Origin of the sequence: Polymorphum gilvum SL003B-26A1 (assembly GCF_000192745.1) — a bacterium.
Lineage (GTDB): Bacteria > Pseudomonadota > Alphaproteobacteria > Rhizobiales > Stappiaceae > Polymorphum > Polymorphum gilvum.
This window is the reverse complement of the sequence record NC_015259.1, coordinates 4388546-4414779: the sequence shown is the minus strand read 5'-3', so window position 1 is coordinate 4414779 and position 26234 is coordinate 4388546. Positions and strand designations below refer to the sequence as shown.

The window sequence follows — 26234 nt, the reverse complement described above, 5'->3', positions numbered from 1 at the left end:
CGCTGCAAAATGGCGCATACGTTTCCTCCCTGATGTGCCAAGTCTTTGTTGAGTTCTTGTGATCCGCAGGACCCGGGGTCCTACAGAAGCTTCCGAAGGTCCGGCGCCGTCACCAGCGCGTCGTCTGTCACGACATAGCCCTTCGACATCAGCCGACGGATGATCGCCATGTCGCGCGGCGTGCCGAAGCAGATGGCGCCGACCAGACGCCCATCGACCACCGAAAAGCGCGTAAAGGCCCTTCCCTCGCCCCTCCGCACAAGCACACTGCCACCTTCGGGCTGAATGTCGCCGATCATCTGGATGTTCAGATCATACTGGTCGGACCAGAACCAGGTGTTGACGACATAGGGCACGTTCCTGCCCAGGATATTCCGCGCCGCCATGGCAGCCTGGTCTTGCGCATTGGCCCAGGACTCCATGCGCACAAGACGACCATCGCCCATACGCATCGCCGCCACGTCGCCGGCAGCGAAAACGTTCGGATCGGATGTGCGAAGGAACTCGTCCACGACGATTCCGTTGGCGGTTTCAAGCCCCGCTTCGCGGCCAAGCACATCATTGGCGATCGCGCCAATCCCGACAACGACCATGTCCACCGCAAGGGTCTTGCCGTTCGACAGGGTAACGGACTCGATCCGATCCTGGCCGCCGACGCTCTCGATCACGGTGTTCAGATGGATGACCGTGCCGTGCCCGCGGTGCACCTCGGCCAGCGCGGCGCCGGCATCTGCGGGCAGGCTGCGGGCGCAGAGACGATCGGCAAGTTCCACCACCGTCGCCTGCATCCCCATCTTGCGCGCGGTGGCAGCCACTTCGAGGCCGATCCAGCCCGCACCGATCGACAGCATATGCCGGTCGGGTGCCATCGCGGCCCGCAGCGCCGCGGCATCGTCGAGACTGCGGAGGTAGAAGACGTTGCGCTTGTCGGCGAAGTCCCCTTCAAGCCTGCGGGCCCGGCTGCCGGTCGCGATCAGCAGACTGTCATAGTGCAGGATCCCGCCGGAGCCGAGCTTTACGGTCCGGTTGCCACGGTCGATGGCTTCCACGCGCTGGCCGAGCCGCACGTCAATGTTGTGGCTCCGCGCGTCATCCTCGCTTAGCAGGCAGGTGCTGACTGCGTCCGCTGTCCCCTGAAGCACCGCCTTGGACAGCGGCGGTCTCTCATAGGGGTAATAGACCTCGTCCGACAGGATGACGACCCCGCCGTCGAACCCCTCGCTCCGCAACGTCCTGGCTGCCGATGCGGCGGCCTGGCCACCGCCGACGATTACAACCTGCTTCATGGCGATCCTCCCCATCGCACGAAAATCGGTCGGCGCGGACCCCCTCCGCGCCGATGTTCCTGCCCCGGATCAGGAGCCGATCTTGAAGCTTTCGGGGAACGGCGCGCCCCACGAACTGAAGATGCCGGGCTGATCCGCGCGCCAGATGAAGGGCGGAGCCTTGCGATCCACGCAACGCGGCATCTCGCCGGACAATTCGTAACGGTTGCCGTCCGGCGTGAAGAAGTAGGAATAGAGGTTCGAGCCGACGCCATGCCGCCCCGGTCCGGCCTCGGTCATGACGCCACCGCGGGCGACCTGGTCGAGCATGAGCTTCATGAACTCGAAGTTCGGGATCGTCCAGGCGAGATGGTCGAGCGTTTCGTGCGGCGCGCCGGCAAACATTGCCACGTCATGGTGGAAGTCACCGACATGGAGCCAGGCGGCGAGCCGTCCCTGACCGCCGGGAAACTCGACGATGTCGGATGCGTAGAAATCGACATGCTTGGTGAGGAACTCGATCGTCTGCGTCGCATCGGGCCCGACGCGGAGCGTGATGTGATCGAGATCCACCGGTGCCAGCGCCGACAGACGGTTGCGAACGCGCGCGGCAGGGTTGTAATAGTGCTTGCGCGCCGAGGCATCGAGCAGAGCGATCTGCATCTTCTGGTTCTGCGGCGGCAGATCGAATTCGATGATCTTTTCAACGCCCGGATCGGGCGCGGTCATTTCACGCACCTCCACACCGGCCTCGGACACGCGCTTCTTGTAGTGTCTGAGATCCTCATCGTCATCCGCCGCGATGGCAAAGCTGATGACGCCCGACCCGCCCTCGGTCACGGCAACATCGAAGGTTCCGTCGGTGCCGCAAGTCAGATACACGACGCCGTCCTGCCGGGCGACTTCCTCCAACCCGAGAACTTCGGTGTGGAACTGCACCGATGCATCGAGATTCCTGACGCGCAACCGCGCATGAGACAGTTTTTGAAGAGCCATAGAATTCCTCCCTCCGGCCAGAGCCGGTCTCGTTCAAAGCCCCGACTGGAGCGATTTTTCCATGAAGGCGAGGCGATCGTTGCCCCACCACATCTCGTCGCCCACGATCATCGTGGGCATTCCGAAGACACCGGCCTCATGCGCGGCCCGTGTCCCGGCCTCGTAACGGGCTTCCGCCTGTTCGGATGCGACCCAGGCCGCCAGGGAGTCTTCATTCCAACCGAACTGCCGAGCAAGCCCTGCCAGAAGCGACGGATCGGCCGGATCGGCACCTTCCCCCCAGACCCGGTCCCACGCGGCCTTGATGAAGGCCTCGCCCGCGCCATGGTCTGCCGCATGGAGAAAGGCCTTGTTCAGGGTCTCTGACGCAAGCGATTTCGGGAATACAAGGGGCACGCCATAGAGTGCCGCCCAGCGATCGAGATCCTTGCGAAGATAGCGGAGCTTCAGCGGAATGGTCACATTGGCCGGACCGGTATTGCCCGCCAGCAGCTTCAGCCGGGGCAGGTTCGCCACATGCGGACGAAACTCCAGCCCGTATTCCCGGCAGAGCGTCGGCACCTTCTGGAAGGCCAGATAGGCAAAGGGGCTCATGAAGTCGAAATAGAAGTCCAGCGCGCGCGCTGTCATTCCGCCCGCTCCGTCGCAAGCTCGGCGGCGAGTTTCGCCCATTGCCGACCGGATTCGCGGGCTCCCTCAAGATAGGGCTCGGGGACCAGGGAATAGGGCGCGCGGCAGGGACCCGCCTTCATCCACCCGGCCGCGTCCATGCGGGCCTTTTCGATGCCGATGTTATACACCGAAAAATCCTTGAACGAACCGTTCGGGAACAGAGTGCGATAGGTCTGGCCGATCCGGTCGGTCAGCTTTTTCGCGCCGGTCCAGTCGCCGGTTTTCTTGGCCTTCGACACGAGATCGCGCAACTGGATCGCAGGGGCCGGTCCGCAGACGGCGCCGCTGGTCCAGAAGGCCGTGCACGCATCCGGGTCGATCCGCGCTGCGGCATAGTAATCCACGTCCAGCGGCATCAGCCGGATCCTGCGCTTGGTCAGGTTCAGGTCGGCATAGAGGCCCGCGGTATGGATATACTTTGCCGAGACGATCTGCGGAATATCCGCGATCTGCGCCCAGAAGGCGCGGGGAAACTCGAACTTGAAGGCCTCCGGGTTGGCATAGGCGCAGATCGCCACGTCGGGACAGGCCGATGCAACGTCGCGGAAGAACTGGACGGCTGTCGCCAGATCGGGCTGCACCCACATCGGCAAGCCCAGCATGACACCATCGACGCCGATTTCGCGTGCGGCGCGGGTCATGCGGATCGTATCGCGGGTGTTGAGTGATGTGGTGCCGCCGAAGACCGGCACACGCCCGCGAACCGTCTCGACCAAGGTGCGCATGAACGCCTGTTTTTCTTCCCAGGTCGTGGTCGCGGCCTCGCCGAAGGTGCCAAGCGACAGGATGCCATCCACGCCTGCGGCAACCAGAGCTTCGGCCGCGCGCGCGGTTTCTTCCAGATCGACCGTATCGACGGCGTTCGGATCGGATGCACCGGGTTTGGACGGCGTGGGCATGATCGCCCAGCAGCCGTTCACATCATCCACGGTCAGAAGTTTTCGTGTCATTGCGTCTTTTCCTGTGGGAATTTTGCCTGCGGCGACCCCTGCCGCAATCGCGGCAGGACGATGCCCGATGTTCAGAGCGGAATCGCGTTTCCGCGATCTTCCCGCCACAGCCCGAGTTTCTCCTGGCAGACGCGGTCGGAATAGGAAAACAGCACGGCATCGCTGTCGGCCTCATGGGTGACTGCTTTCCAGCTGGGCACCACGAAGATGTCCCTCGGACCCCATTCGTAGGTCTTTCCGGCAATCGTGCTGCGCCCCCTCCCTTCGGTGACGACGAAAACGGTGGCATCGGTCGAGCGATACCTCTGGGACTTGAATCCCCGAGGCAGAAGCTGAAGACAGGGCGAGATCGTCGGCATTGCCCAGCCGCCATCGACGGGATTGACATAGCGCATCTTGATGCCGTGGCACGGATCCAGTTCACCCTGCCTTTCGAGATGGGCGAGCGCTTCGCGCGACCTTTCGTAAGGATAGTTGAAGATCGGCGACGAAAGCCGGGTCCGCTCGTAATCGACCGGCAGCATGTTCGCGCCGAAGCGCCAGGAACTGTCTTCGACCTGGCGGGTGATCGGCTGCTGGTCCTCGTGATGCTCTTCCGCGAAAGACGCATCGAAGACCGACACGATCGGGATGTCCAGCCCGTCAAGCCAGACCATCGGCTGATCGGAATCGTTGCCGTGATCGTGCCAAGCGCCCGGCGGCGTGATCACGAAATCACCGAACTGCATGATCGTGCGCTCGCCGTCCACCGAAGTGTGCGCCCCCGACCCGTCCATCACGAAGCGCAGGGCAGACTGGCTGTGGCGGTGCGCCGGGGCGACCTCTCCCGGCATGACGATCTGAAGCCCGGCATAAAGGGAGGTGGTGATGCGGGACTGACCGCGCAGGCCGGGGTTTTCGAGCACGAGCACACGCCGCTCGGCCTCCTTGGCGGTGATGAGATTGCCCGCCTCCAGAAGATAGGCCTTGGCCTCGTCGAAATGCCAGAGATGCGACTGACAGGTGCTGCGCGGCTCCGGCGTGATGATGTCTGACAGAACCGTCCACAGCGCGGTATACGAAGAACTGTCGATCTTTTCGTAGAATTCGCGACGCTCCGGCGTTTCCACCGGCTTTTCGATAAGCGACATTCGGCTCCTCCACTAGCGGCCCGCGCGAGGGCGGGCATCCCTCAGCGATTTCAGAACTGGAACTCGGGGGTGGACACGATAAGACCATCCATCTCGGCGGTCAGCCTGATCTGGCAGGCGAGGCGGCTGTTTTCGCGCCGGTTGGCCGCAAAGTTCAGCATGTTCGCCTCGGGGTTGCCGACGGGAGGCAGACGGGACTGCCACTCGGCATCGACATAGACCTGACAAGTGGCGCAGGCACAGGCCCCGCCGCAATCCGCGTCGATGCCGGGAATCCCGGCCAGGCACGCGGCTTCCATCAAAGTCCGCCCTTCCGCGGCAGAGATCTCGCGCCGTTCGCCGGTCGAGTCGATAAAAACCAGATTGATGGCCACCTAAGAATCCCTCCCAAGATCGACACGGAACCGGCCGGGCCCACCAGGGCCCCCACCCGCCTTCTCCGCACGCATGTTGCCAACCAGGCCCTTGACTGCTGTGCCACTGCGCCCGGTCAACCGGCGACTTTATCAAGCATGCATACTATTCTCTAACGACCCCGGGCCAGCCCGTCAAGCCAAATGAAGCCGATTGCGCAAGCCGCACACAAGCCTTGGGCCGATCCCGTGTTCGGCGGTGTTGCCGCCCTCGGTCATTGCGGCGCCGCGAGTGATCATGCACAGTCGTGCACAGTTCTAGTCGTGGCCTGCGCCCCGGGGGCGCCGGTCAGGGGCTCACCCACACAATGGACGTTGCGAATGAAAGACCATGCCATGGCCGATCCCCAGGGCGCGCAGGATGCGCTCTGTCGCCAGAAAGTTCTGACCGAACATCCCGCCCACCTGATTCGGCGCATCTACCAGATCTTTCTTTATTGCTTTGACGAAGCCATGGCAGGTCTGCACCTGACACCGGTGACCTGGATCCTGATCGCGACAGCGCGGAATTTTCCCGGACTGTCGGTTACGGAACTTGCCCGCCGCGCCGCGGTGGACAAGGCGAGCTGCGGCAGGACGGCCACCATGCTCGAAAAGCGCGGATTGCTGCTGATCCGGAAAAGCGAGGCGGATGGCCGCCAGAAGTTGCTTGAACTGACAGCGGCGGGCATGGCCCTGGCAATCGCGGGCGAAGGCCGGATTGAACTGCTGCGGTCGCTGCTGCTGGATCAACTCGATCCTGACGAGGGGGCACAGTTCGTGGCGCAGTTGATGAACTACGTCCAGAAGTCCGGCAAGCACACGCGGTCGTCGATTCCCGACGCGGCGATGCCTGAAAGCGGCTGAGCGGCAGGCGCGGGCGGTGGGCTCCATTGCTTTCCGGTCGCCGACCCAGGTTTCAGCAGATCCGAACGTCCATGGCCCCGATCCTGTCTATCCAGGCATGCAGGCGGTTTCCGGGCAGAACCTGACCGACGCCTTCGGGGGTTCCGGTGAAGATGACATCGCCGACCTCGAGCGTATAGAAGCGGCTTGCCATCTCGATCAGCTCCGGAACGCTCAGCACCAGATCGCGGGTATTCGCCTTCTGCCGAGTGACACCATCAACCTTAAGCTCGAAGTCCAGCCGGGACGGATCCGGGATCTCGTCGGCCGTGACCATCCAGGGGCCAAGCACGGAATAGGTGTCGATTGACTTGCGCATACTGCGCTCTTCGGCGCCGCGCACAGTCATGTCCAGCCCGATCGCATAGCCGGCCACATGTTCAAGCGCCCGCTGCGCCGACACGCGGTCCGCGCGGCGTCCGATAATCACCGCCAGCTCGATCTCATGGTCGGAGCGGCGGTCGGGGAAGCGCAGCGTTACGGGGTCCGAGGGGCCGATCAGGCTGCTTGTCGCCTTGAGGAAAAGACCCGTCTCGTGGATCACGCGGATCTGCGCGGCATTGTTCTGGTGCAATTCCTTCTGCTCGCGCGCCTCCTCGAGATGCTTGACGTAGTTGACGGGCGCCGCCACCAGCTTGCCGGGGTTCGCGACCGGAGATTCGAGCGATACTTCCGAGAGCTTCCGACGCTCGCCGCTGCGCGATGCCGCGGCAAAGGCCGGCATCAGCAGATCGAGATGTGCGATCATGGGGTCGTGGCGCGGCAGCGGATAGCGCACCTGCGGCAGCAGATCAAGCGCGGCGGTCACATCGACGACCTCGGCACCCTCGACAAGGCCGACGCGAGTCTTGTTGAAACGGCAAATCTTCATTTTGTGTTTCCCGATCCGTGATGCCATCCGCGTCGCGCATGGCTTTGGAGGCTCCGGCGGCCCCATTGCGGCGGCCGGAACTGAATTCACGCGCCGTCCCGGCGCCTGGATGGATCAGGCGATCCTGACCGGAAACTGTTCCAGTCCCCTGAACCGCGTGTTGCGCTGGAAGCGGACATCCCCGCCGCGCGCCAGCGTCGGCAGTTCGCGCAGGACGGTGGGAATCGCGATCGAAGCTTCGAGCCTGGCCAGAGACCGCCCCAGACAGACGTGAATTCCCGCCCCGAAGCCGACGTGATTGTTTGGCCGGCGGGCGAGGTTCAGTCTGTCGGGACTGTCGAATATCCGTTCGTCCCGGTTTGCCGAGGCCTGGCACAGAACCACTTCGGTCCCTGCCGGGATGGTCCCGTTCCCGCTGTCCAGAACCACGTCGCGGGTCGTGCGCCGCCCCTGAAGCTGCAGGGGTGTGACGAAACGGATCAGTTCCTCGAGGGCGGTTGCGATCGGCACTTCGCCGTCGCGTAGCTGTTTCAGGCTTTCCGGGTCGTCCATCAGGAAGTGGATCGACTGGGAAATGAGGTTGGTGGTGGTCTCGTGGCCGCCGTTCAGCGTCACGATGCACATGTGCAGGATTTCGTCGTCGCTGATTTCGACACCCTCACGCTGGGCCGCAGCCATTGCGCAGAGAATGTTTTCAGCGCGGTCGATCGATGGCCGCGACTTGATCTCCTGCAGAAAGGGAAGCAGGTAGGTCTTGAATTCGGCAACAGCATCGTGCCCTTCGGCGATCGCGCTATCCGGCACCTTGGGGTTCAGCGGGAACAGAACCTTGCGGCCGACGGCCTGGATATAGTCTGCGTCCTCGACAGGCACGCCGATGATCTTGCAGATCAGGGTGACGGGGATCCGGAAGGCGAAGTCGCGGACGAAGTCGAATTCGCCCATCCGCTTCACCTTCTCTATCTCCTGATCGACCACATCCTGGGTAAACCTCGACAGCTGCTGGATCGAAGTCTGGGCAAAGAACGGGTTGACAATGTTCCGCAGACGGTCGTGATCCGGATTGTCCCGGAACAGCATGGTCGAGGTGTGATGTTCAAGCAGCGGGCCCTCTCCGAAACGCTGGCGGAACTGGTCGCCCTTGTAAACCAGGCCGCTCAGATCGCGCCAAACCTGCCGCACGTCGTCATAGCGGGTAAGAAGGACGCTGCCGTCTTCCTGGGCGTGCAGCGGATCCCCGTCGCGAAGAAGGCGGAAATACGGGCCAGGATCGTCGAAATAGTCCTCGGGAGGATCGAAAAGGTTAAACCCCCGGGCCTGACCCGACAGGACTTCATCGGCTGCGGTGGATACTGTCATCTCTTCCTCCTTATGGTGCGCTGGGACAACGATAACGATTGCAGGCACGACATCCTTTCGGTCACGGCGGGTCGATGATGTCCTGTCTTGCGTGGTGCCTTCATACAAGCGCCGGTGTCCCGGCCGGTCCGGCCGATGGTAGTGTTCACGGCCGGACCTGATCTGAACGGCTGGTCGCCGGTTACAAGGGATATCGTTGGGACGGCTGCTCGAACGTCAGCCACTTCAATTCGGTGAACTCCTCGATCACAGCCTGGCTGTCGAAACGCCCCCAGCCGCTCGCCTTGGTGCCGCCATAAGGTGCCTGCGCCTCATTGGCGACGGTGGCCCCGTTGATGTGCACCGAACCGGTCTGGATGCGCATCGCCACGTCGAGCGCACGGGTTACATCGTTGCTGAAGACGGCGGCCGAAAGACCATATTCCGTGTCGTTGGCAACATGCACAGCCGCATCCGCATCCTTGACCCGGATCACTTGCAGGATAGGGCCGAAGGCTTCCTCGGCATAGATGCGCATCTTCGATGTCACACCATCCAGGACGGTTGCCGGCATCAGCGTGCCTTGGGCGGGACCGCCTGCCCTGATTTTCGCGCCCTTCTCCAAGGCGTCGTCAAGCAGTGCGTTCAGCCGGTCGGCGGCACCCTGGCTTACGACCGGGCCAAGCGCGCAGGCGGTCTGGCTGCGCGGGTCGCCGGCCTGAAGCTCGGCGGCACGTGCCGCGAGCTTTTCGACAAAGGCGTCAGCGATCGGCTCTTCGACGATCACCCGCTCGGTCGACATGCAGATCTGGCCCTGATAGAGGAACGCCCCGAAAATCGTCGCATTCACAGCGCCGTCTATATCGGCATCGCGCAGCACGATCATCGGCGACTTGTCGCCAAGTTCCAGGATGCACCGTTTCAAATGGCGGCCGCATTTCTCACCGATGATCCGGCCGACGCTGGTCGATCCGGTAAAGTTCACCCGGCGCACCGCCGGGTGCGCGATCATGGTCTCGATGACTTCGGGGGCGTCCTTGGGATCGTTGGTCACGAAGTTCAGCGTTCCCGCCGGAAATCCCGCAGCATAGACAGACTCTGCCACCAGGGCGTGCGTCTTCGGCGAGGTTTCCGAGGCCCGGAACACGACCGTGTTGCCGCACATCAGGGGATAGGCAATGGCGCGCGCCGCAAGCACGATCGGTCCATTCCACGGCACGATCGAAAGGATGACACCGACCGGCTGGCGCACGGTCAGGGACAGCGTGCCCGGCTTGTCCGAAGGAATGCTGCGTCCCTGGATTTGCGTCGTCATCGCCGCTGCTTCGCGGAACACATTCGCCGCCAGCAGGACATTGAACCGCGCCCACAGATCGCCCGCGCCGACCTCGCCCTTCATGGCGGTCACGAATTCTTCGGTCCGGTTCTCGATCTCGTCTGCGGCGCGCAGCAGCAGGCCGCGGCGCTGTCCCGGTCCGGTCTGAGACCAGGTCGCAAAGGCACGTTGCGCCGATTCGACCGCCGCCACCGCATCCCTTGCCTTGGCCGCTGCGCCATGCGTCACAGCCTCTCCAGACACCGGCGAGCGGCGGACGAAGGTGCCGCCGTCGCTGGCACCGCGCGCCTCGTTGTCGATATAGAGATAGGTATCCACCGCGTTTCCTTTCCTTGTTGATTGGACGAGGTCATCGACGCCGCCAAGCTTGCGCCGTCGAACCGAACCAGCATTCTGGGCCACTATGCGCAAAATCCCGCTGTCCGTTCGGGGCAGTCCGACCCGTTGGCGGGATCGAACCTGCCCCTGCAGATTCAGACGCTGCCAAAGGCTTCCACCAGTTCGCCGCCCATGTTCGGAGACGTGAAGCCGCGCATGCCGATGCCGCCGTCGAAGTTCAGCACACTGCCGGTTGCCGGCTGGTTGTCCCGGCGATCGGCAAAGAACACATAGGCACCGGCATATTCCCGCGCGTGAAACGCGCGCTCGAGCGGAAGCATCTGCTTCATCAGGTCGTTCAGCGGCAGTTCCGAGAACTTGTGTCCGGCCTGGCCAAGCGCACCGATCCCGGCAAGGTTGCTGCCGACGATTCCGCCGGGGGCGACGCCGTTCACACGGACATGCGGCGCGAATTCGTGCGCCATCTGCTTGATCATGCCGACCACCGCGTGTTTCGTCGCAGTATAGATGACGCCACCGCCGCCCGGGTAGAAGGACGCATTCGATGCCGTGAAGATCATCTGCCCCCGGGACTTGTAAAGTTCGGGCAGCGCCGCCTTGGCTGCAAGGACGTAACCCTTGACGTTGATGGCGAACATCTCGTCGAAAGCGGCGACGAGCGCGTCGTCCTCCGTGGACACCAGCGATTTCGACCAGTCCCACACACCGGCATTGCCGACCAGGGTATCGAGCTTGCCGAATGCCCTGACACATTCCGCGACGGCGCGCCTGTTGTCGTCCATTTCGCGCACGTCACCGACGATGCCGATGACCCTGTCGCCGAGTTCCTTCACGACTTCGTCGATTCGTTCCTGCGAACGGTCGAAGATTGCGACGCGGGCGCCCTCTCCGACATAGCGCTCGACGATGGCGCGGCCCAGTCCCGACCCGCCGCCCGTGACGAGCGCGACCTGATCCTGAAGTTTCATTGCGTTTCCTCCCGTTGCCTCCAGGGCTTCCGTCAGCAATCTATGTAGATGTCGTCGTTCTCGATCTTCGCCGGGAAGACCCGAAGAGCCTCGCAGGCCGGAGGCGCCTTCACTTGCCCCGTCCTGACGCAGAACTTCGCAAAGTGAAGGCTGCACTCGACGATCCCGTCTTCAAGGAAACCGTCTGACAACGACCAGGTGTCATGTGTGCAGGTATCTTGGACCGCGAAGACCTGCCCATCGAGTTTGCAGACCAGAATAGGTTCGGCCGCCCCGGTGAACTGCTTCATTTCTCCCTCCGGCAGGTCTGCCGAAGGAAAAGCTCTTGTCCACGCCATCCTTCCGCCTTTCAGAAGAAGAAGCTGAGGTTGTTGGAAAGGATGGTGCTCTGATCGATCAGGATCTTGCGGCTCGCGATCTGGAAACCGGCCTCGCTAGCGACGCGGCGCAGGACATCCTGGCGCTCGCAGGCGAAAACGTCGAGCTGGCGTTCCTGCCGCGTGCGATAGACCATCACGGCCGAGACGACATTGAGGGTGTCGTCGCTTTCGGGGACGATCATCACATTGCCGACCAGATAGCGAAGGCGCGAAGCCGGGTTCTCGGACCAGCCCACATCCGACATGATCTTGCGGATACGACCCTTCATCGTGTGCCAGTTGTCGTCGAAATGTGCGAAACCGTTCTCATCGGTGTATTCCTGAGCGACTTCGCGCATGATCCGGGTCGATCGGATCGGCATCCAGTAGCGGAGATCCGTGGCCAGAAGGTCGAACCATTCCTGGTAACGGCGATCTGTCAGCAGCTTTGCCTCCCAGTACAGGAACTGTTCGACCTCGTGCTGAAGTTCCAGAGAAACGGCCTTCGGCTTGCGTTCGAAGGCGGACTTGAAAGTGCTGTCGAGCATGGCTTCCTCCCACTGCATTAGGGCGCCTGCCGGATGCACCGGCAAGCGTTTTGACCAGAGTGCGGACTGCCGCCGCAGGGGGCGGCTATTCAGCTGCCACAGGCTGTTGCTGGATCTTGCGGATCGAAGGCCAGTCCGGTGCGGTCATGATCTGGGTCCAGTACCGATAAAAACCGCGCGCCGATTCCTCACCATAGGTATAGGCGAAGCTGATCCCCGGAAACCCCTCGGGATTCTCGGTCGAAACCGTGTGGCTGGCCATCTCGATATTGAATTTCTGCTGCTGGGCAACGTGACCCTTCAGCACCTGCTGGATGTCGCACCAGTTCTCGCCGTCATCCTGCTCGAACACGCCGCCGGCCGTGAAGGTCCGGGAAATATTGCGGCGCCATTCCTCCTTGATGTCGTCCGGGGCGGTCTTGTCCACGACGCCGAACGTCCAGACTTCGATTTCATGGGGACCGCGCGGCTGCCACATGCGGACCGTGTTGATCCCGGCAAGGAAGGACAAGTTCGGGAAAATGTTGCAATGGCACAGATGCACATCCGTCCGCGACTTGCCCAAGCGGCGCGTCGCTTCCTCGTAGGCCGGCCCCGAGGTCAGGTATTCGGTCACCTTCGGACCGAGAATCGTCATGTAGAACATCGGGTTGCGCAGGAACAGGCCACAACCGTGACCGTTCGACATATGCACGTTCAGCCCCGAGGTCGGTGGCGCGACCTGAGAGAGATCGACATCCTCGGGCACACCCGCCATGATGCCCGACAGATGCGAGGTGGTTCCCGCATGATAGGCGTCCGACGCGAACTGTTCGGCGGCAAATTTCCAGTTGCAGGGGATCACCCACTTCTGGACGCCCGGCAGCGCCTCTGTGCCGCCTTCGCAACGGTCGAGCATGATGTCCATGTAGAACTTTGCTTCGCCGAGGTATTCGTCCAGCGAGGGCGCGTCGGCATCCCAGTTCGCGAAGATCAGACCCTTGTAGGTTTCGACACGCGCCTGCTTCGGCCCCCATTCCTTCTTGTTCAGGCAGCCACCGAAGGCCTCCTGCTCCATCGGGACACTGACCAGATCGCCACCCTGATTATAGGCCCAGCCATGGTAGGTGCAGGTGAATGCCTTGGCATTGCCCGAATCCGCACGGCAGATCCGCATCCCGCGATGCCGACACTGATTCAGGAACACCCGGATGCTGCCATCCTTCTGACGCACCACCACCACCGGATCCTCGCCGATGTAGGCGGTGATGAAGTCGCCGGGCTTCGCGATCTGCGATTCGTGACCCATGCAGATCCACGTCCGCGCGAAGATGCGCTCCAGCTCGAGCCTGTAGAGCGATTCATCGGTATAGATCTTCGGATCGTAGACGCCGCGCTTCTCGTCGATCATTCCGAGAATTTCGGCGTCAGAGTAGGCGGTCCGAGCGGTCTGCGCGCTCACATTCATTGGAGTTCCTCCCGTTTCAGTCTGGCCAAGCGGCAGCCCCTCCGCGAGCTGCCTGTCCCGGCCGATTTCTAGCGCGCCGCGGGGGTGCCGGCAAGAAAAAAAGCATGCTTTTAATATCTGCGATGTCGGGTATGATCCGGTCGCGGCGCTGCGGGAGGGCAGAGCCGGAGTGATGATGCCCGGATGATCCTGTGAAGGGGGGAACAAGATGAATGTTTTGTCGTCGGTGCGCCTGTCGGTGCGCCGCGTGGTTTCGGCGGCGGCGGTGTGCCTGTTGCCTTGCGGCGCCTTGGCGCAAGTGGTTTCGGTCGCGACCCCGCCGGCCGGATCGGTGTGGAACACCATGGCTTCCGTCATCGCGGCCGAGGTCCGCAAGGCCGGCGGCCCTCGGCTGGTCGTGCAGCCCTATGGCGGCAATGCCCAGATGATGCAGGCGGTCAATGACGCGCTGGCAGAGTATTCGCTGAACGATATCAACGACATGATAACTGCGCTGACCGGGACGGGCGAATATTCCGCGCCGATGCCCAATCTCCGGGTCGTGGCCCGGGTCAATCCCTTCCCGGTCGGGCTGTTCGTGCGCGCGGATTCGGGAATGACCCGTGTATCCGATCTGGCGGGCAAGCGCGTTCCTGCCGGCTGGGAGCAGTTCCCGCTGAACCGGCCCCTGGTGAGTGCACTGCTGGAGGCCGACGGGATCAGCTATGACGAGGTGGTCGGCGTGCCGATGCCCGAACTGATCCGCGCCGCCGACGCACTCGTGTCGGGCATGACCGATGCGGCCTTCTTCGCCGTGGGCGGGCCAAAGGTTGCCGAGGTTGCTGCCTCGGTCGGCGGGGTCCGCTACCTGGAAGTCGCTTCGGACGAGGCGGCACTGGCGGCCGTGCGCAAGCATCGTCCCACCTACTACTTCTCGGAAGTCACGCCGGCACCGGTCCGGGTCGGGATCGAGAAGCCGATGATGATGCTGACCTGGGACAATGTGCTGGTGGCCGGCGCGCACGTTCCCGACGAGCAGGTCAAGGCACTGCTGACCGCGATCTTCGACAGCCGCGATGCAATCATGGCAGCCTATCCGCCGCTTGCCGCGCTGAACGTCGAAACCGCCTATGTGGACTACCCCGGGGTGGAATACCATCCGGGCGCCGTGGCGTTCTTTGGCGAACGTGGTGTGGCCAGGATTCCGGCGAACTGACCGGGCCCGGGCGGCCGGGTGGGTCGGCATAGGATCCCGCCCGGCCGCCATTTCGCAACACGACGAATCATCAAGCGGGAAAAATTCAAGATGACACAGGCAAGCCGCGTCCGGCCGTCGTCTGTCCGCCCTGCCGTCGTGCAGGGACTTTCGGTTGTTCTGACCCTCATCGCCATTGCCTTCGCGCTCGACCTGCCCAGCCGTCTGGGCCTGCGCATCTACACCGAACAGGTGCTGGCTGCGGCGCTCGGTGTCGGCCTCGCCCTGGTGTTCCTGATCGAGCGTCGCGGCAGCGACGGGAACGAACGGCCGGTTGCGGGACAGATGATCGACTGGATGCTGGCCGCCCTCGGGCTGGGTGCTTCGGCCTATGTATCCTTCCACTACGCCGACCTGGTCGGTCGCGCGATGTCGGTCGCAGCGGATGTGGTAACGATTGCCGCCATCCTGTTCCTGCTGGTGCTCGAAGGCCTGCGCCGGGTCGTGGGCTGGCCTCTGGTGCTTGTCGTGCTCGGCATTGCCGGCTACGGGCTGCTCGGCCATCTGGTGCCGGGCTCCTTGCAGACCCGGCATGTGGCAGCGGAACAACTGCTGACCTACGTCGCCTTTGATGTCAACGGCATACTGGGTCTTACGCTTAACGTGGCGGTGACCGTCGTGATCGCCTTCGTGCTGTTTGGCCAGATCCTCATGCGCGCGGGCGGTGCCGAGTTCTTCAACGACATATCCCTTGCCGCGCTGGGACGGCGGCGCGGCGGCGCGGCCAAGATTTCGATTCTCGCGTCGGCCCTGTTCGGCACGATATCGGGGGTTGTCGTTTCCAACATCGTGGCGACCGGCGTTGTCACCATCCGGCTCATGATCCGTTCGGGCTACAGGGCACCGATGGCCGCGGCGGTCGAGGCCGTGGCCTCGACCGGGGGGCAGATCGCGCCGCCGGTCATGGGCGCCGTCGCCTTCCTGATGGCGGATTTCCTTCAGGTTCCCTATGCAGAGATCGCGCTGGCCGCCGTCATTCCCGCGGCGCTCTACTATCTGGCGCTATACTTCCAGGTCGATCTGGAGGCTGCCGCGTCCGGTATTGCCCCGCTGTCCGAAGAGACGATTCCCTCCGCCGGCAGGACGCTGCGGCGAGGCGGGATCCTGATTCTGCCCTTTCTGGTCATGGTGGGCGCATTGTTCTGGATGGGCCAGCGTCCGGAAACCGCCGCGCTTTGGGCAACCGCCGTCGCGTTGATCTGCGGCGCAGCCTTCGGCTACGGCGGTCAGCGAATCGCGCCGCGCGCGATCTGGCAGTCGCTGGTCGAGACGGGGTTCGCGATGACCGACATCCTGATGATCTCGGCCGGGGCGGGGATCATCATCGGGGTTCTGAACATCACCGGGCTGGGCTTTGCCGGCACCTTCGCGCTCGCTGAGATCGGCGAGGGCAACCTCTTTCTCCTCCTGGTCCTGACGGCGATCGCCAGCCTGATCCTGGGCATGGGAATGCCGACCGTCGCGGTTTATCTGCTGCTGGCCGTTCTGCTTGCCCCGCCGCTCGTCGAGGCCGGAGTGTCGCCGGTTGCCGCACATTTCTTCATCTTCTATCTCGGCATGATGTCGATGGTCACGCCGCCGATCGCCATCGGCGCCTTCTTCGCGGCGGCGCTGGCCAAGGCGCCACCGATGCAGACCTCGCTCATCGCGATGCGGCTGGGCTGGACGGCCTATGTCGTGCCGTTCCTGTTCGTGGTTTCCCCCCCGCTGCTGATGCAGGGCAGCGCGGTGGAGATCGTCACGACCGCCGGCGCGGCAATGTGCGGGGTCTATGCGATATCCGCGGCCGCGGCCCGCTGGTTTGGCGGACCGATCGACAACCTCCAGCGCATGTTTCTTGCCCTGAGCGGTGTGCTGCTCCTGCTGCCGATCGCTCCGGGCGGATTTCCGGTTGCCGCCGCGCATGGGCTCGGGCTCGCAATGCTGGCGGCGTTCTGGCTCTTGCGCAGGATGTTCGCCGCATCGCCCGAGCCGAAGCAGACCCGACAAGAACCCTGAGACGAACCCCCGCGCAAAGGCCTTTCCCCATGAACTACTGCTTCCCGCCGCCGCCCGTTCCCAGCCTGCCTGTCGCCGGCAGCGACACGCGCTTTCCCGTGCGGCGCATCTTTTGCGTCGGACGCAACTATGCCGAGCACGCGCGCGAAATGGGCAAGGATCCGGATCGCGACCCGCCCTTCTTCTTCACCAAGCCCGCCGATGCGGTGGTCGAGGACCGCCAGACCATCCCCTACCCGCCGCTGACGGAGAATTTCCATTACGAGGCCGAGCTTGTCGTCGCGATCGGCCGCGCCGGTTCGGATATCTCGCCCGAGCAGGCACTCGACCATGTCTGGGGATACGCCATCGGAAACGACCTGACGCGGCGCGACCTTCAGCTCGCCGCGCGCGAATCGGGGCGGCCCTGGGACTGGGGCAAGGCGTTCGACCGCTCGGCGGTGATCGGGCCGATCCACCCGGTCTCGGCCGTAGGCCACCTCAGCACCGGCGCGATCAGGCTGACCGTCAACGACGCTGTCAGGCAGAGCGCGGACCTGGCCGACCTGATCTGGTCGGTCCCCGAGATCGTGTCGATCCTGTCGCAGTCCATGGAGATCCGGCCGGGCGACCTGGTCATGACCGGCACGCCGGCCGGCGTCGGGCCTCTCGTGCCCGGCGACGTCTGCCGCGTCACGATCGAGGGGCTGGGCGACATCACGACGACGATCGGACCGCGCGCATGAACACGCAGATGCCCGAGACCTTCCGTCTTCACAACTTCTTCCGGTCCTCGACCTCCACCCGGTTGCGGGCCGCGCTGAACCTCAAGGGAATCAGCTACGAGTATCTGGGCTATGCACTGCGCAAGGGCGAAACCCGCACGCCGGAGTTCCTGTCGCTCAATCCCGCCGGTCTGGTCCCGGTGCTCGAGCGCAAGGACGGCCCGCCGCTGGTCCAGTCACTGGCGATCATCGAATGGCTGGACGAAACCCAGCCGGGCCCTGCCCTGCTGCCGCGTGATCCCGACGGGCGGGCGCGGGTGCGCGCGATCTCGTTCATGATCGGCTGCGAGATCCATCCCCTCAACAACCTTCGCGTGCTCGCACGTCTGGCCGAACAGTTCGGCGCCGACGAAGCGGCCCAGAAGGAATGGTTCACGCACTGGGTGCGCACGACCTTCGACCCGCTCGAGATCATGCTGGCCAGCGATGAGCGGACCGGACGCTTCTGCCACGGCGACACGCCCGGCATGGCTGATTGCTGCCTCTATGCCCAGATCTGGAACAATCGCCGCTTCGATGTGGACAGCGCGGCCTGGCCGACCATCGCGCGGATCTTCGCTGCTCTGGATGATCTCGCAGCCTTCCGCGATGCTGCCCCACCCCTTCAACCCGACGCTGTCCCGGCCTGAGGCGTCAAGGAGCCCCCGCCCATGCAACTTGAGCATCTCCAGACCGTGCACCGCCGGCTGCTGTGGCTTTCCTCGTGGACGATCCACAATGCCAACCATCTGCGCGACAAGGATGACACGGATGTGAAGGTCGGCGGGCACCAGGCCTCGTCCGCCTCGATGGCCGCGATCATGACGGCGCTCTACTTTCATGCGCTGCGGCCCGAGGACCGGGTGGCCGTCAAGCCGCATGCCGGCCCTGTCTTTCACGCGATGCAGTACCTGATGGGGAACCTCCCGCTCGAAAAGCTGGTGGCCTTCCGAGGGTTCGGGGGCGTGCAGAGCTATCCCTCGCGCACCAAGGATGTCGATGACGTCGATTTCTCGACGGGCTCGGTGGGGCTCGGGGCGGCGCTGCCGGTCTTTGCGAGCATCGTGCAGGACTATCTCCAGGGGCATGGGCGCGATGCGCCGATGGGGCGCATGGTGGCGCTGATCGGCGACGCCGAGCTTGACGAGGGCAACATCTACGAGGCCCTGCAAGAGGGCTGGAAACATGACCTGCGCAACGTCTGGTGGGTCATCGACTACAACCGGCAGAGCCTTGACGGGGTGGTGCGCGAAGGGCTTTTCCAGCGCATCGAGGCGATCTTTTCGGCCTTCGGCTGGCGGGCGGTGCGAATCAAGTATGGCGCGTTGCAGCAGGCGGCCTTCGCGGAGCCCGGCGGGGATGCGCTCCGGCGCTGGATAGACGGCTGCCCCAACGCGCTTTACTCGGCGCTGACCTTCCAGGGCGGTCCGGCGTGGCGCAAGAGGCTGCTGGCAGACCTGGGAACGGCCAACGACGCGGCCGATCTGATCGGCCGGCGCTCGGACGACGAGCTTGCGGCCCTGATGGAAAACCTTGGCGGCCACTGCCTGCGCACGCTGTGCGAGGCGTTCGACGACGCCGACGACGACCGGCCCACCGTCTTTCTGGCCTATACCATCAAGGGCTGGGGAACGCCGCTGGCGGGCCACAAGGACAATCACGCCGGGCTGATGACCCCCGCCCAGATGGCCCAGTTCCAGGCGGCCATGGGCGTGGCACCCGGGGCCGAATGGGATCGGCTTGCCGCCGTCCCGGATCCGGCTGCGCTCCAGGCGTTCCTCGACTCGGTCCCGTTCTTCCGGGCCGGACCGCGCCGGTTCCGGGCCGCGGCGATTGCGCCCCCCCCGCGGATCGATCTGTCCGACACGGTTCAGTCCACGCAGGCCGGGTTCGGCAAGATCCTGAACGAGATCGCCCGGCAGGGCGGAGCGTTTGCCGACCGCGTCCTGACCATGTCGCCGGACGTGACGGTTTCGACCAACCTCGGGGGCTGGGTAAACCAGCGGGGGCTCTTTGCGCGCGAGCTGCGCGACGACACCTTCCGCGCCGAGCGGGTGCCGAGCACGCAGAAATGGTCCTTCGGCCCCTCGGGCCAGCACCTGGAGCTTGGCATCGCCGAGATGAACCTGATGCTGGCGCTGGCGGCTGCGGGCCTGTCCCACAGCCTGTTCGGCGAACGGCTGATCCCCGTCGGGACGGTCTATGATCCCTTCGTCGTGCGCGGTCTGGATGCGCTCAACTATGCCTGCTATCAGGATGCGCGGTTCCTTTTGGCGGGGACGCCGTCCGGCGTGACCCTGGCGCCCGAGGGTGGCGCCCATCAGTCCATCAACACGCCCCTGATCGGCATGGCCCAGGACGGGCTTTGCGCGTTCGAGCCGGCCTTCCTCGACGAATTGTCGCTGATCCTCGACTGGAGCTGGGCGCATCTCCAGCGGGACGGCGAGGCCCGCCCGGATCCGCGGACGCACCTGACCGATGCGGCCGGCGGATCGGTCTATCTGCGCCTCTCGACCCGGCCGATCCAGCAGGCATTGCGCCGGTCCGATCCCGATTTCGCGCAGGGTGTGATCGACGGCGCCTACTGGCTGCGCCCGCCGGGGCCGAACGCCGAGGTGGTGATCGCCTATCAGGGGGTCGTCGCGCCGGAGGCGATCGAGGCCGCGGGCCGACTGGCCGGGCTGCGCCGCGACATCGGCGTTCTGGCCGTGACCTCGGCCGACCGGCTGCACGCCGGCTGGTGTGCCGCGCGCCGGATCCCCGGCGCCCGGTCGCACGCCGATCGCCTGCTGGAGGGGCTGCCCCCGCATTGCCTGATCGTCACGGTGATCGACGGCCACCCGGCCACCCTGTCCTGGCTGGGATCCGTGGTCGGCCACCGTGTGGCTGCCCTGGGGGTCGAACGATTCGGCCAGACGGGACGGATCGCCGATCTCTACCGGTATTTCGGACTGGATGCCGACGCGATCCTGGCTGCCGTGGCGCGTCACAATCCCGGCCGCCCCGTTATCGCCGCCTCGGCCTGAAACAGATGCGCCGCTGTCGTGGCGCCCGACCCGCCCATTCGTCCAAGGAGGGGACATGGCAAATTCCACCACATCGCCTGCACCGCTTGCCGGAATCCGCATCGTCGAGATCGGACATTTCATCGCCGCCCCTTTCGCCTCGCGGATCCTTGGGGATCTGGGTGCCGAGGTCATCAAGATCGAACCACCCGGCGGCGACCCGGTCCGTGGCTGGGGTGAAAAGGTCAACGGCGCCTCGCTGTGGTGGAGCGTCCATGGCCGCAACAAGCGCTCGGTCGTCATCGACCTGAAGCGTCCCGAGGGCGTCGAGGCCGCCGCCCGCCTGATCGCCCGTTCGGACGCCTTGATCGAAAACCTCCGGCCCGGCGCGCTGGCGCGGCTCGGACTGGGCCGGGAACGGCTGGAAAGCCTTCGCCCCGGGCTGATCGTGGCGCATGTCTCGGGCTACGGTCAGGACGGGCCGATGCGCGACCGCGCCGCCTTCGGAGTGATCGGCGAGGCCATCGGCGGGCTGCGGTACCTGACCGATCATCCGCCGGGGACGACCGATCTGCCCCCGCCGCGTGTCGGCATCAGCATCGGCGATTCGGTCGCCGGGCTCTACGCGGCGATCGGCATTCTTGCGGGGCTCGTCAGTCGCGGGATGAAGGGCGATGCGGCCGACCGGCTCTGCGTCGTCGATGTCGCGCTGACCGAAGCCGTGCTGTCGCTGATGGAGGGGGTCGTCACGGAATACGGGGCCCTGGGGATCGTCCGCCAGCCTGTCGGCTCGCGCATCACGACGGCCGCGCCGACCAACGCCTATCCTTCTTCGGACGGCCGCTGGGTCATCATCGCCGGCAACTCGGATCTGCTGTTTCAGCGGCTGATGCGTCTGATCGGCCGCGAGGATCTGGGCGCGCGCGCCGACCTGCAAAGCAATCGCGGGCGGATCGCGCATGTCGATGAAATCGACCAGGCGATCAGCCAGTGGTCGCGCCAGTACGATGCCAGGAGGCTGGCAGCGATCCTCGCCGAGGCGGACATCCCCTCGACCCTGATCTATACTGCCGCCGAGATCGCCGAGGATCCGCAGTTCCGCGCCCGCGGCATGGTGCGCGAGGTCGAGGATCCGCGCCACGGGCCGCTGCTGCATCCCGGGATCGTCCCCATGTTTCCCGACAGCCCCGGGACGATCCGCAACACAGGTCAGGATGTCGGCGCGGACACGGATGCGGTGCTGACGGACATCGCCGGATACGGCCCTGACGACATCGCCCGACTGCACAGCCAGGGAGTAATCGGATGAGCGCAGTCCAGATCGTCGAGGTCGGCCCCCGCGACGGCTTCCAGAATATCGGCCCCTTCATCCCCACGCAGACCAAGATCGCGATGATCCGCGATCTTGCGGCGGCCGGCCTGAAGCGGATGGAGGTCACGTCCTTTGTCAGCGCCCGTGCCATCCCGCAGCTTTGCGACGCGCCCGAGGTGCTGGCGGACACCTTGGCGCAGGCGAAGACCCTGGCCCAGGTGCTGGTGCCGAACGCCCGTTACGGCCTTAAGGCGCTCGAAGCCGGGGCCACGTTCCTGTCCTACGTCTTTTCGATTTCGGAAAGCCACAATCGCTCGAATGTCCGCGCAAGCCCCGAGGAATCGCTGGCCGACTACGCGCGGCTCGTGGACGGGCTTCCGGCCGGAACGCGGATGCGGCTCAATCTTGCGACCTCGTTCGACTGCCCGTTCGAGGGGCGCACTCCGGCGGCTCGCGTGCTTGAGTTTCTCGAGAGGGCTTTCGAGATCATGCCCGAAGCCGAGATCTGTCTGTGCGACACGACCGGCCGGGGCGAGCCGGACCAAGTGGGCGAGCTGTTTGCTCAATCCATGGCAAGATGCCCCGAGGTCGCAGCCTGGGCGATGCATGCGCACGACACCTACGGGCGGGGCGCCGACAATGTCCTTGCCGCACATGCGTCGGGTGTGCGGATATTCGATGCGGCCATTGGCGGCCTTGGTGGCTGTCCCTATGCCCCCGGTGCCAGCGGCAATGTTGCCACCGAGGATGTGGTGCGGCTCTTTCACGACATGGGTGTGCAGACCGGTGTCGATGCCGAGGCATTGCTTCCGATAGCCCGCCGTGCCGCTGCCCTGCCCGGGGCCAATGCCGGCAGCCGCTGCCTGCTGCCGGCCGCCGGCGCGCCCCGCTGACTGTGTGACACGGGCGCAACGGCAAAATGTAATTCGCTGGATCCGCACCCTGCCTGGGCGGTCCCGCGAGGTCGGGTGTCCAGCAGCAGACCAGCCGCCATGGGCCACCGTCACGCTCGATTTCCGTCAGCGCGTTGCAGGACTGGTAGGCGTCGCATTGCAGGAAGCGCCCGCGGTATCCGGCGAGGAACTTCAGCGGATGTTCCTTGCCGCGGCCGGGGGCGTAGTGGAACAGCACGATGGGCGGATCGGCACCGCCATGGCCGCGATCGTCGGACACGACGGCCCAGAAGAAGCCGCTCCTGGTGGCCTTTCGGCCCGGGTCCAGCACCGGCGCACGGGTCTCATCGACGAAGATGCGGTCCGCTCCGCGCAGATGGGCTTTCATGTGATTGATGATCGGCATCAGGTGGAAACAGGCGCGACCGACCCAGTTGCCGAGCGTGCCGCGATCGAGGTCTATCCCCTGGCGCTTGAAGATCTCGGCCTGGCGGTAGAACGGAAGGTGGTCCCCGAACTTCGAGACGATGATCCAGGCAATGAACAGCTCCGTGGGCAGCCCGCCGGGCACGACATGCTCGGGGGCGTGCGGCCTGCGCCACGGCTTGCGAGCAGCGGCGGCAGGCGTATCTGGGCCGCCGCGTGACCAGCACCCGGAACTGCGCGGGGATCACGTCCAGCCGCTGGGAAACGTCCTCGCCGATCCTGGCCATCTCGCCGCAGCCGCAGGGACAGAGGGTGCTGGCAGGCTCGATCACCCGCTCGACCCGGGGCAGATGCGGCGGGAGATGCCCGCGGTTGCGTGCCGGCTTGCGCGGTGTTTCCCCCCGCGCCCGCTGCATCGCTGCTTCGGCCTTTTCCTGTGCCGCCTCGAGCACCCATGTGACGGAGGACGGCGAAGTTATGGGGGCCGTTGTCCATGCGGTTGCGTGAGGCGTCTTCGTTCATCGTCACGTCGAGGCGCCAGTGCAAGGCGTTCTCCACGCCCCAATGGCTGCGCACGACCTCGCCGACACGCTCGGGCGACAGCGGCGCGCTGAGAAGATAACAGGCTGTTTCCGTGGAGAGTTTATCGGTCTCCGGCGTTGATCCGGGGATCTCGCGTGTGCGCGTGACCTTGGCAATGGCCTTCAAGCCGGGCCATTGATGGCGCTCCTGCAGCCAGTCGATATCGGTCGAGACGGCGACGCCCCTGGTTTCGATGCGGCCATGATCGGCGTCGACCGTGGGGATGCTCGTTTCGACCTTCGCCAGCGGATCGTCGAGATAAAGGCGGACATCCTCGTGGAGCGTTCCCTGATTGCCCTTGAGCGCGAAGGCGTAGTCGCCACCCTGATCGACGATCTGCCGGGCGATGGCGCGCTGGCAATTGAGCGCGTCGACGGTCACGATTGACCCTTTCAGCGTCAGCATCTCCAACAGCTTCGGCACGGCGGTGATCTCGTTCGACTTGGCGTCCGTGGCGATCTGCGCCAGCACGAGGCGCTGCTCGCAGCCCCAGGCCGAGACCATATGCAGCGGCGACTTGCCGCTGGCCTTGTCGAAGGAGCGGCGCAGCACCTTGCCGTCAATGGCGATCACGCCTTCACAGGCTTGCGAGAACCGTCCCATGAACTTCAAAAAGCAGGCGCGGAACTGCTCGGGGTCGAGGAGGCGGAGCACGCGGGAAAACGTGTCGTGGCTCGGCAATCCGTTCTCAAGCTTCAGGAATTGCCGCAGGAACTCTTCCTTCTCGCGCGCGAACAACGCCATGTCCGAGGCGTATTGCCCGCCGCACAACACGGTGCACAGCGCGATGACCATGATCTCGGTGAGATCGTGAAGCCCGGCGTTGCCGGTGCGCGGGTCTTCCAGGTCCTCAAAACAAGCCGCCAAGCCTTCCATGCGATCCCCCAGCCGTCGCCCGATCCGCCATCGGCTAGAATCGATTCGTCACAAGCCTGCAACCCCAAAGCTATTGTCAAGCGCGTTCAAATGCGATTCCCCTGCGCAGCCAATTCATCGATCTTGACGAGCGCCGAGCGAGGTGTTACGTGGTCATATGCATGCTTGCTATAATGGTTGGCATGCAGGTAAGGGGCGTTAGCGTCCGAGGAGCTGGTGTAATTTCATCGCCGTCGGCGGTGTGATCCCAGGTGGCCATCGAGGTGTATGTTCGAGGTGGAGTTTGGCGACTTCAACCACGGCCCCTACGGAGACCCCGATGACCAAGACGAACATGGACCTGTCCGAGCTTCTGGCCAAGCACGATCAGGGCGACTTCTTGCGCGGCATTGCCGAAGCCGTGCTGCAACTGATCATGGAGACCGATGTGGAAGGCATCATCGGCGCCGGCCGGCATGAACGCAGCGGTGAACGCACGACCTGGCGCAACGGGTATCGAGAGCGCGCTCTCGATACCCGTTTGGGCACGCTGAACCTGCGGGTGCCGAAGCTGCGGCAGGGCAGCTATTTCCCGGGCTTCCTCGAGGCCCGCAAGACCTCCGAGCAGGCGCTGGTGGCGGTGATCCAGGAGGCTTGGATCGGCGGCGTCTCCACCCGCCGCGTCGACGAGCTGGTGCAGGCCATGGGGCTCAGCGGGATATCGAAGAGCACGGTCTCGAAGCTCTGCAAGGATATCGATGACAGGGTCGGGGAGTTCCTGAACCGGCCGCTCACCGGCGACTGGCCCTATGTCTGGCTCGACGCCACCTATCTCAAGGTCCGCCAAGGCGGGCGCATCGTGCCGGTCGCGGCCATAATTGCGGTGGCGGCCAACACCGAGGGCCGAAGGGAAATCATCGGCTTGGGCATTGGGCCCTCAGAGGCCGAGACCTTCTGGACCGAGTTTCTGCGTTCCCTCCGCGCCCGGGGGCTGAGTGGGGTCAAGCTGGTGATCAGCGATGCCCACACCGGCCTCAAGGCAGCCATTGCCCGGGTGTTCGAAGCGACCTGGCAGCGATGCCGCGTTCACTGGATCAGGAATGCTCTCGCCCACGTCTCGCGCGGCCAACACACCGTTGTCGCCGCCGCGATCCGCCAGGCTTTCGACCAGCCCGACCGCGCCCATGCGGGCGAAACCTGGCGCAAGGTTGCCGAACAACTGCGCCCGCGCTGGCCCAAGCTGGCCGATCTCATGGACGCCAGCGAGCATGACGTGCTGGCCTACATGTCCTTCCCGCGCCAGCACAGGACCAAGCTGCACAGCACCAACCCGATCGAGCGCCTGAACAAGGAGGTAAAGCGGCGCTCCGATGTCGTCGGGATCTTCCCCAACGAGGCCTCAATCATGCGCCTGATCGGCGCCGTGCTCTTCGAAGCCAACGACGAATGGCAGACCTCGAGCCGCTACATGATGGTCGAGGCCTTCGCCGAGATCGACAAGGAGGAGATCGACCCCATTCTCAGCATAACCACGAAAGCCGCCTGATCATGCCCTCAGGCCATCCAGGAATTTACACCAGCTTGACGGACGTGACCTAAGGGGCGACAGCACGCTTCGCGACCGCTGGCGTCCTTAGGGGGGTATTCCGCGGTGCGTGGTCTGGTGGCT

Annotated in this window: 22 protein-coding genes and 2 pseudogenes; 9 read left to right on the top strand and 15 right to left on the bottom strand. The window is 64.5% G+C overall.

Going from position 1 to position 26234, the window contains the following annotated elements:
• Window positions 1-80 precede the first annotated feature (80 nt).
• The 6 genes from SL003B_RS20720 to SL003B_RS20695 are packed head-to-tail and all read right to left on the bottom strand — an operon-like array spanning window position 81 to window position 5387.
• Entirely contained in the window at window positions 81-1301 is a 1221-nt protein-coding gene (locus tag SL003B_RS20720) for an NAD(P)/FAD-dependent oxidoreductase (protein WP_041375677.1), read from the bottom strand.
• A 54-nt stretch (window positions 1302-1355) separates the two neighbouring features.
• Window positions 1356-2261, bottom strand: a complete 906-nt coding sequence (locus SL003B_RS20715; protein ID WP_013654832.1) for a VOC family protein — start codon at window positions 2259-2261, stop codon at window positions 1356-1358.
• Window positions 2262-2294: 33 nt separating this feature from the next.
• Entirely contained in the window at window positions 2295-2891 is a 597-nt protein-coding gene (locus SL003B_RS20710) for a 2-hydroxychromene-2-carboxylate isomerase (RefSeq protein WP_013654831.1), read from the bottom strand.
• Entirely contained in the window at window positions 2888-3991 is a 1104-nt protein-coding gene (locus SL003B_RS20705) for a dihydrodipicolinate synthase family protein (RefSeq protein WP_242390293.1), read from the bottom strand. The genes SL003B_RS20710 and SL003B_RS20705 overlap by 4 nt, the downstream gene beginning before the upstream one ends.
• Complete coding sequence (gene gtdA / locus SL003B_RS20700; RefSeq protein WP_013654829.1) at window positions 3955-5013, bottom strand: gentisate 1,2-dioxygenase; 1059 nt, start codon at window positions 5011-5013, stop codon at window positions 3955-3957. Before gtdA ends, SL003B_RS20705 begins: the two co-directional genes overlap by 37 nt.
• A 50-nt stretch (window positions 5014-5063) precedes the next feature.
• Entirely contained in the window at window positions 5064-5387 is a 324-nt protein-coding gene (locus tag SL003B_RS20695; protein WP_013654828.1) for a 2Fe-2S iron-sulfur cluster-binding protein, read from the bottom strand.
• A gap of 360 nt (window positions 5388-5747) precedes the next feature.
• On the opposite strand from SL003B_RS20695, the gene SL003B_RS22535 reads away from it, so the two are divergent.
• Window positions 5748-6272 carry a MarR family winged helix-turn-helix transcriptional regulator gene (locus tag SL003B_RS22535; RefSeq protein ID WP_013654827.1) on the top strand — a complete coding sequence of 175 codons (525 nt, stop codon included), beginning with the start codon at window positions 5748-5750 and terminating at the stop codon, window positions 6270-6272.
• 52 nt (window positions 6273-6324) lie between these two features.
• On the opposite strand, the gene SL003B_RS20685 is transcribed toward SL003B_RS22535, so the two are convergent.
• From SL003B_RS20685 to SL003B_RS20655, 7 genes are all read right to left on the bottom strand, one after another.
• Entirely contained in the window at window positions 6325-7182 is an 858-nt protein-coding gene (locus SL003B_RS20685) for a fumarylacetoacetate hydrolase family protein (protein WP_013654826.1), read from the bottom strand.
• A 114-nt stretch (window positions 7183-7296) separates the two neighbouring features.
• The gene (locus SL003B_RS20680) at window positions 7297-8649 is read right to left on the bottom strand and encodes a cytochrome P450 (protein WP_242390292.1); all 1353 of its coding nucleotides are present in this window, start codon (window positions 8647-8649) and stop codon (window positions 7297-7299) included.
• Between the two features lie 73 nt (window positions 8650-8722).
• The gene (locus tag SL003B_RS20675) at window positions 8723-10174 is read right to left on the bottom strand and encodes an aldehyde dehydrogenase (RefSeq protein WP_041375676.1); all 1452 of its coding nucleotides are present in this window, start codon (window positions 10172-10174) and stop codon (window positions 8723-8725) included.
• A 155-nt stretch (window positions 10175-10329) separates the two neighbouring features.
• Window positions 10330-11163 carry a 3-(cis-5,6-dihydroxycyclohexa-1,3-dien-1-yl)propanoate dehydrogenase gene (hcaB, locus tag SL003B_RS20670; protein ID WP_013654823.1) on the bottom strand — a complete coding sequence of 278 codons (834 nt, stop codon included), beginning with the start codon at window positions 11161-11163 and terminating at the stop codon, window positions 10330-10332.
• 32 nt (window positions 11164-11195) lie between these two features.
• Window positions 11196-11501 carry a non-heme iron oxygenase ferredoxin subunit gene (locus SL003B_RS20665; protein WP_083812138.1) on the bottom strand — a complete coding sequence of 102 codons (306 nt, stop codon included), beginning with the start codon at window positions 11499-11501 and terminating at the stop codon, window positions 11196-11198.
• An 11-nt stretch (window positions 11502-11512) separates the two neighbouring features.
• Window positions 11513-12109, bottom strand: coding sequence for an aromatic-ring-hydroxylating dioxygenase subunit beta (locus SL003B_RS20660; protein WP_277914632.1), 597 nt, complete (start codon window positions 12107-12109; stop codon window positions 11513-11515).
• A gap of 46 nt (window positions 12110-12155) precedes the next feature.
• Window positions 12156-13874, bottom strand: coding sequence for an aromatic ring-hydroxylating dioxygenase subunit alpha (locus SL003B_RS20655; RefSeq protein WP_277914612.1), 1719 nt, complete (start codon window positions 13872-13874; stop codon window positions 12156-12158).
• Here SL003B_RS20655 and SL003B_RS20650 point away from each other — a divergent pair.
• From SL003B_RS20650 to SL003B_RS20620, 7 genes are all read left to right on the top strand, one after another.
• On the top strand, window positions 13756-14712 hold the full coding sequence (locus SL003B_RS20650) for a TAXI family TRAP transporter solute-binding subunit (RefSeq protein WP_277914611.1): 957 nt from the start codon (window positions 13756-13758) through the stop codon (window positions 14710-14712). The genes SL003B_RS20655 and SL003B_RS20650 overlap by 119 nt on opposite strands.
• 90 nt (window positions 14713-14802) lie before the next feature.
• The gene (locus tag SL003B_RS20645; protein WP_013654817.1) at window positions 14803-16749 is read left to right on the top strand and encodes a TRAP transporter permease; all 1947 of its coding nucleotides are present in this window, start codon (window positions 14803-14805) and stop codon (window positions 16747-16749) included.
• A 29-nt stretch (window positions 16750-16778) separates the two neighbouring features.
• The gene (locus SL003B_RS20640) at window positions 16779-17474 is read left to right on the top strand and encodes a fumarylacetoacetate hydrolase family protein (RefSeq protein ID WP_013654816.1); all 696 of its coding nucleotides are present in this window, start codon (window positions 16779-16781) and stop codon (window positions 17472-17474) included.
• Between the two features lie 8 nt (window positions 17475-17482).
• Window positions 17483-18142 carry a maleylacetoacetate isomerase gene (gene maiA, locus SL003B_RS20635; protein ID WP_041376357.1) on the top strand — a complete coding sequence of 220 codons (660 nt, stop codon included), beginning with the start codon at window positions 17483-17485 and terminating at the stop codon, window positions 18140-18142.
• A 21-nt stretch (window positions 18143-18163) separates the two neighbouring features.
• Complete coding sequence (locus SL003B_RS20630) at window positions 18164-20518, top strand: hypothetical protein (RefSeq protein WP_013654814.1); 2355 nt, start codon at window positions 18164-18166, stop codon at window positions 20516-20518.
• A 55-nt stretch (window positions 20519-20573) separates the two neighbouring features.
• Window positions 20574-21806 (top strand): CaiB/BaiF CoA transferase family protein, encoded by a 1233-nt coding sequence (locus SL003B_RS20625; RefSeq protein WP_013654813.1) that lies wholly within the window; start codon window positions 20574-20576, stop codon window positions 21804-21806.
• Entirely contained in the window at window positions 21803-22702 is a 900-nt protein-coding gene (locus tag SL003B_RS20620) for a hydroxymethylglutaryl-CoA lyase (protein ID WP_013654812.1), read from the top strand. Before SL003B_RS20625 ends, SL003B_RS20620 begins: the two co-directional genes overlap by 4 nt.
• 139 nt (window positions 22703-22841) lie before the next feature.
• Here the strand turns inward: SL003B_RS20620 and SL003B_RS23915 are convergent.
• Both SL003B_RS23915 and SL003B_RS20615 read right to left on the bottom strand, forming a co-directional pair.
• Window positions 22842-23273 (bottom strand): annotated as a pseudogene (locus SL003B_RS23915) (IS66 family transposase); the annotation flags it as partial.
• Between the two features lie 308 nt (window positions 23274-23581).
• Window positions 23582-24586: pseudogene (locus tag SL003B_RS20615) on the bottom strand (ISAs1 family transposase); the annotation flags it as partial.
• A gap of 319 nt (window positions 24587-24905) precedes the next feature.
• Here SL003B_RS20615 and SL003B_RS20610 point away from each other — a divergent pair.
• Complete coding sequence (locus tag SL003B_RS20610) at window positions 24906-26111, top strand: IS256 family transposase (protein ID WP_013654810.1); 1206 nt, start codon at window positions 24906-24908, stop codon at window positions 26109-26111.
• Window positions 26112-26234 lie beyond the last annotated feature (123 nt).

Coding starts and splice junctions, on each gene's coding strand:
- SL003B_RS20640 (WP_013654816.1), top strand. CDS start 16,779: ATGAACTACTGCTTCCCGCCGCCGCCCGTTCCCAGCCTGCCTGTCGCC.
- SL003B_RS20610 (WP_013654810.1), top strand. CDS start 24,906: ATGACCAAGACGAACATGGACCTGTCCGAGCTTCTGGCCAAGCACGAT.
- SL003B_RS22535 (WP_013654827.1), top strand. CDS start 5,748: ATGAAAGACCATGCCATGGCCGATCCCCAGGGCGCGCAGGATGCGCTC.
- SL003B_RS20645 (WP_013654817.1), top strand. CDS start 14,803: ATGACACAGGCAAGCCGCGTCCGGCCGTCGTCTGTCCGCCCTGCCGTC.
- SL003B_RS20685 (WP_013654826.1), bottom strand. CDS start 7,182: ATGAAGATTTGCCGTTTCAACAAGACTCGCGTCGGCCTTGTCGAGGGT.
- SL003B_RS20625 (WP_013654813.1), top strand. CDS start 20,574: ATGGCAAATTCCACCACATCGCCTGCACCGCTTGCCGGAATCCGCATC.
- SL003B_RS20665 (WP_083812138.1), bottom strand. CDS start 11,501: ATGGCGTGGACAAGAGCTTTTCCTTCGGCAGACCTGCCGGAGGGAGAA.
- SL003B_RS20620 (WP_013654812.1), top strand. CDS start 21,803: ATGAGCGCAGTCCAGATCGTCGAGGTCGGCCCCCGCGACGGCTTCCAG.
- SL003B_RS20655 (WP_277914612.1), bottom strand. CDS start 13,874: ATGACGGAAGCCATGGTGTTCCACACCGATCCGGCCGGCGGGGTCGCG.
- gtdA (WP_013654829.1), bottom strand. CDS start 5,013: ATGTCGCTTATCGAAAAGCCGGTGGAAACGCCGGAGCGTCGCGAATTC.
- maiA (WP_041376357.1), top strand. CDS start 17,483: ATGCCCGAGACCTTCCGTCTTCACAACTTCTTCCGGTCCTCGACCTCC.
- SL003B_RS20710 (WP_013654831.1), bottom strand. CDS start 2,891: ATGACAGCGCGCGCGCTGGACTTCTATTTCGACTTCATGAGCCCCTTT.
- SL003B_RS20720 (WP_041375677.1), bottom strand. CDS start 1,301: ATGGGGAGGATCGCCATGAAGCAGGTTGTAATCGTCGGCGGTGGCCAG.
- SL003B_RS20715 (WP_013654832.1), bottom strand. CDS start 2,261: ATGGCTCTTCAAAAACTGTCTCATGCGCGGTTGCGCGTCAGGAATCTC.
- hcaB (WP_013654823.1), bottom strand. CDS start 11,163: ATGAAACTTCAGGATCAGGTCGCGCTCGTCACGGGCGGCGGGTCGGGA.
- SL003B_RS20630 (WP_013654814.1), top strand. CDS start 18,164: ATGCAACTTGAGCATCTCCAGACCGTGCACCGCCGGCTGCTGTGGCTT.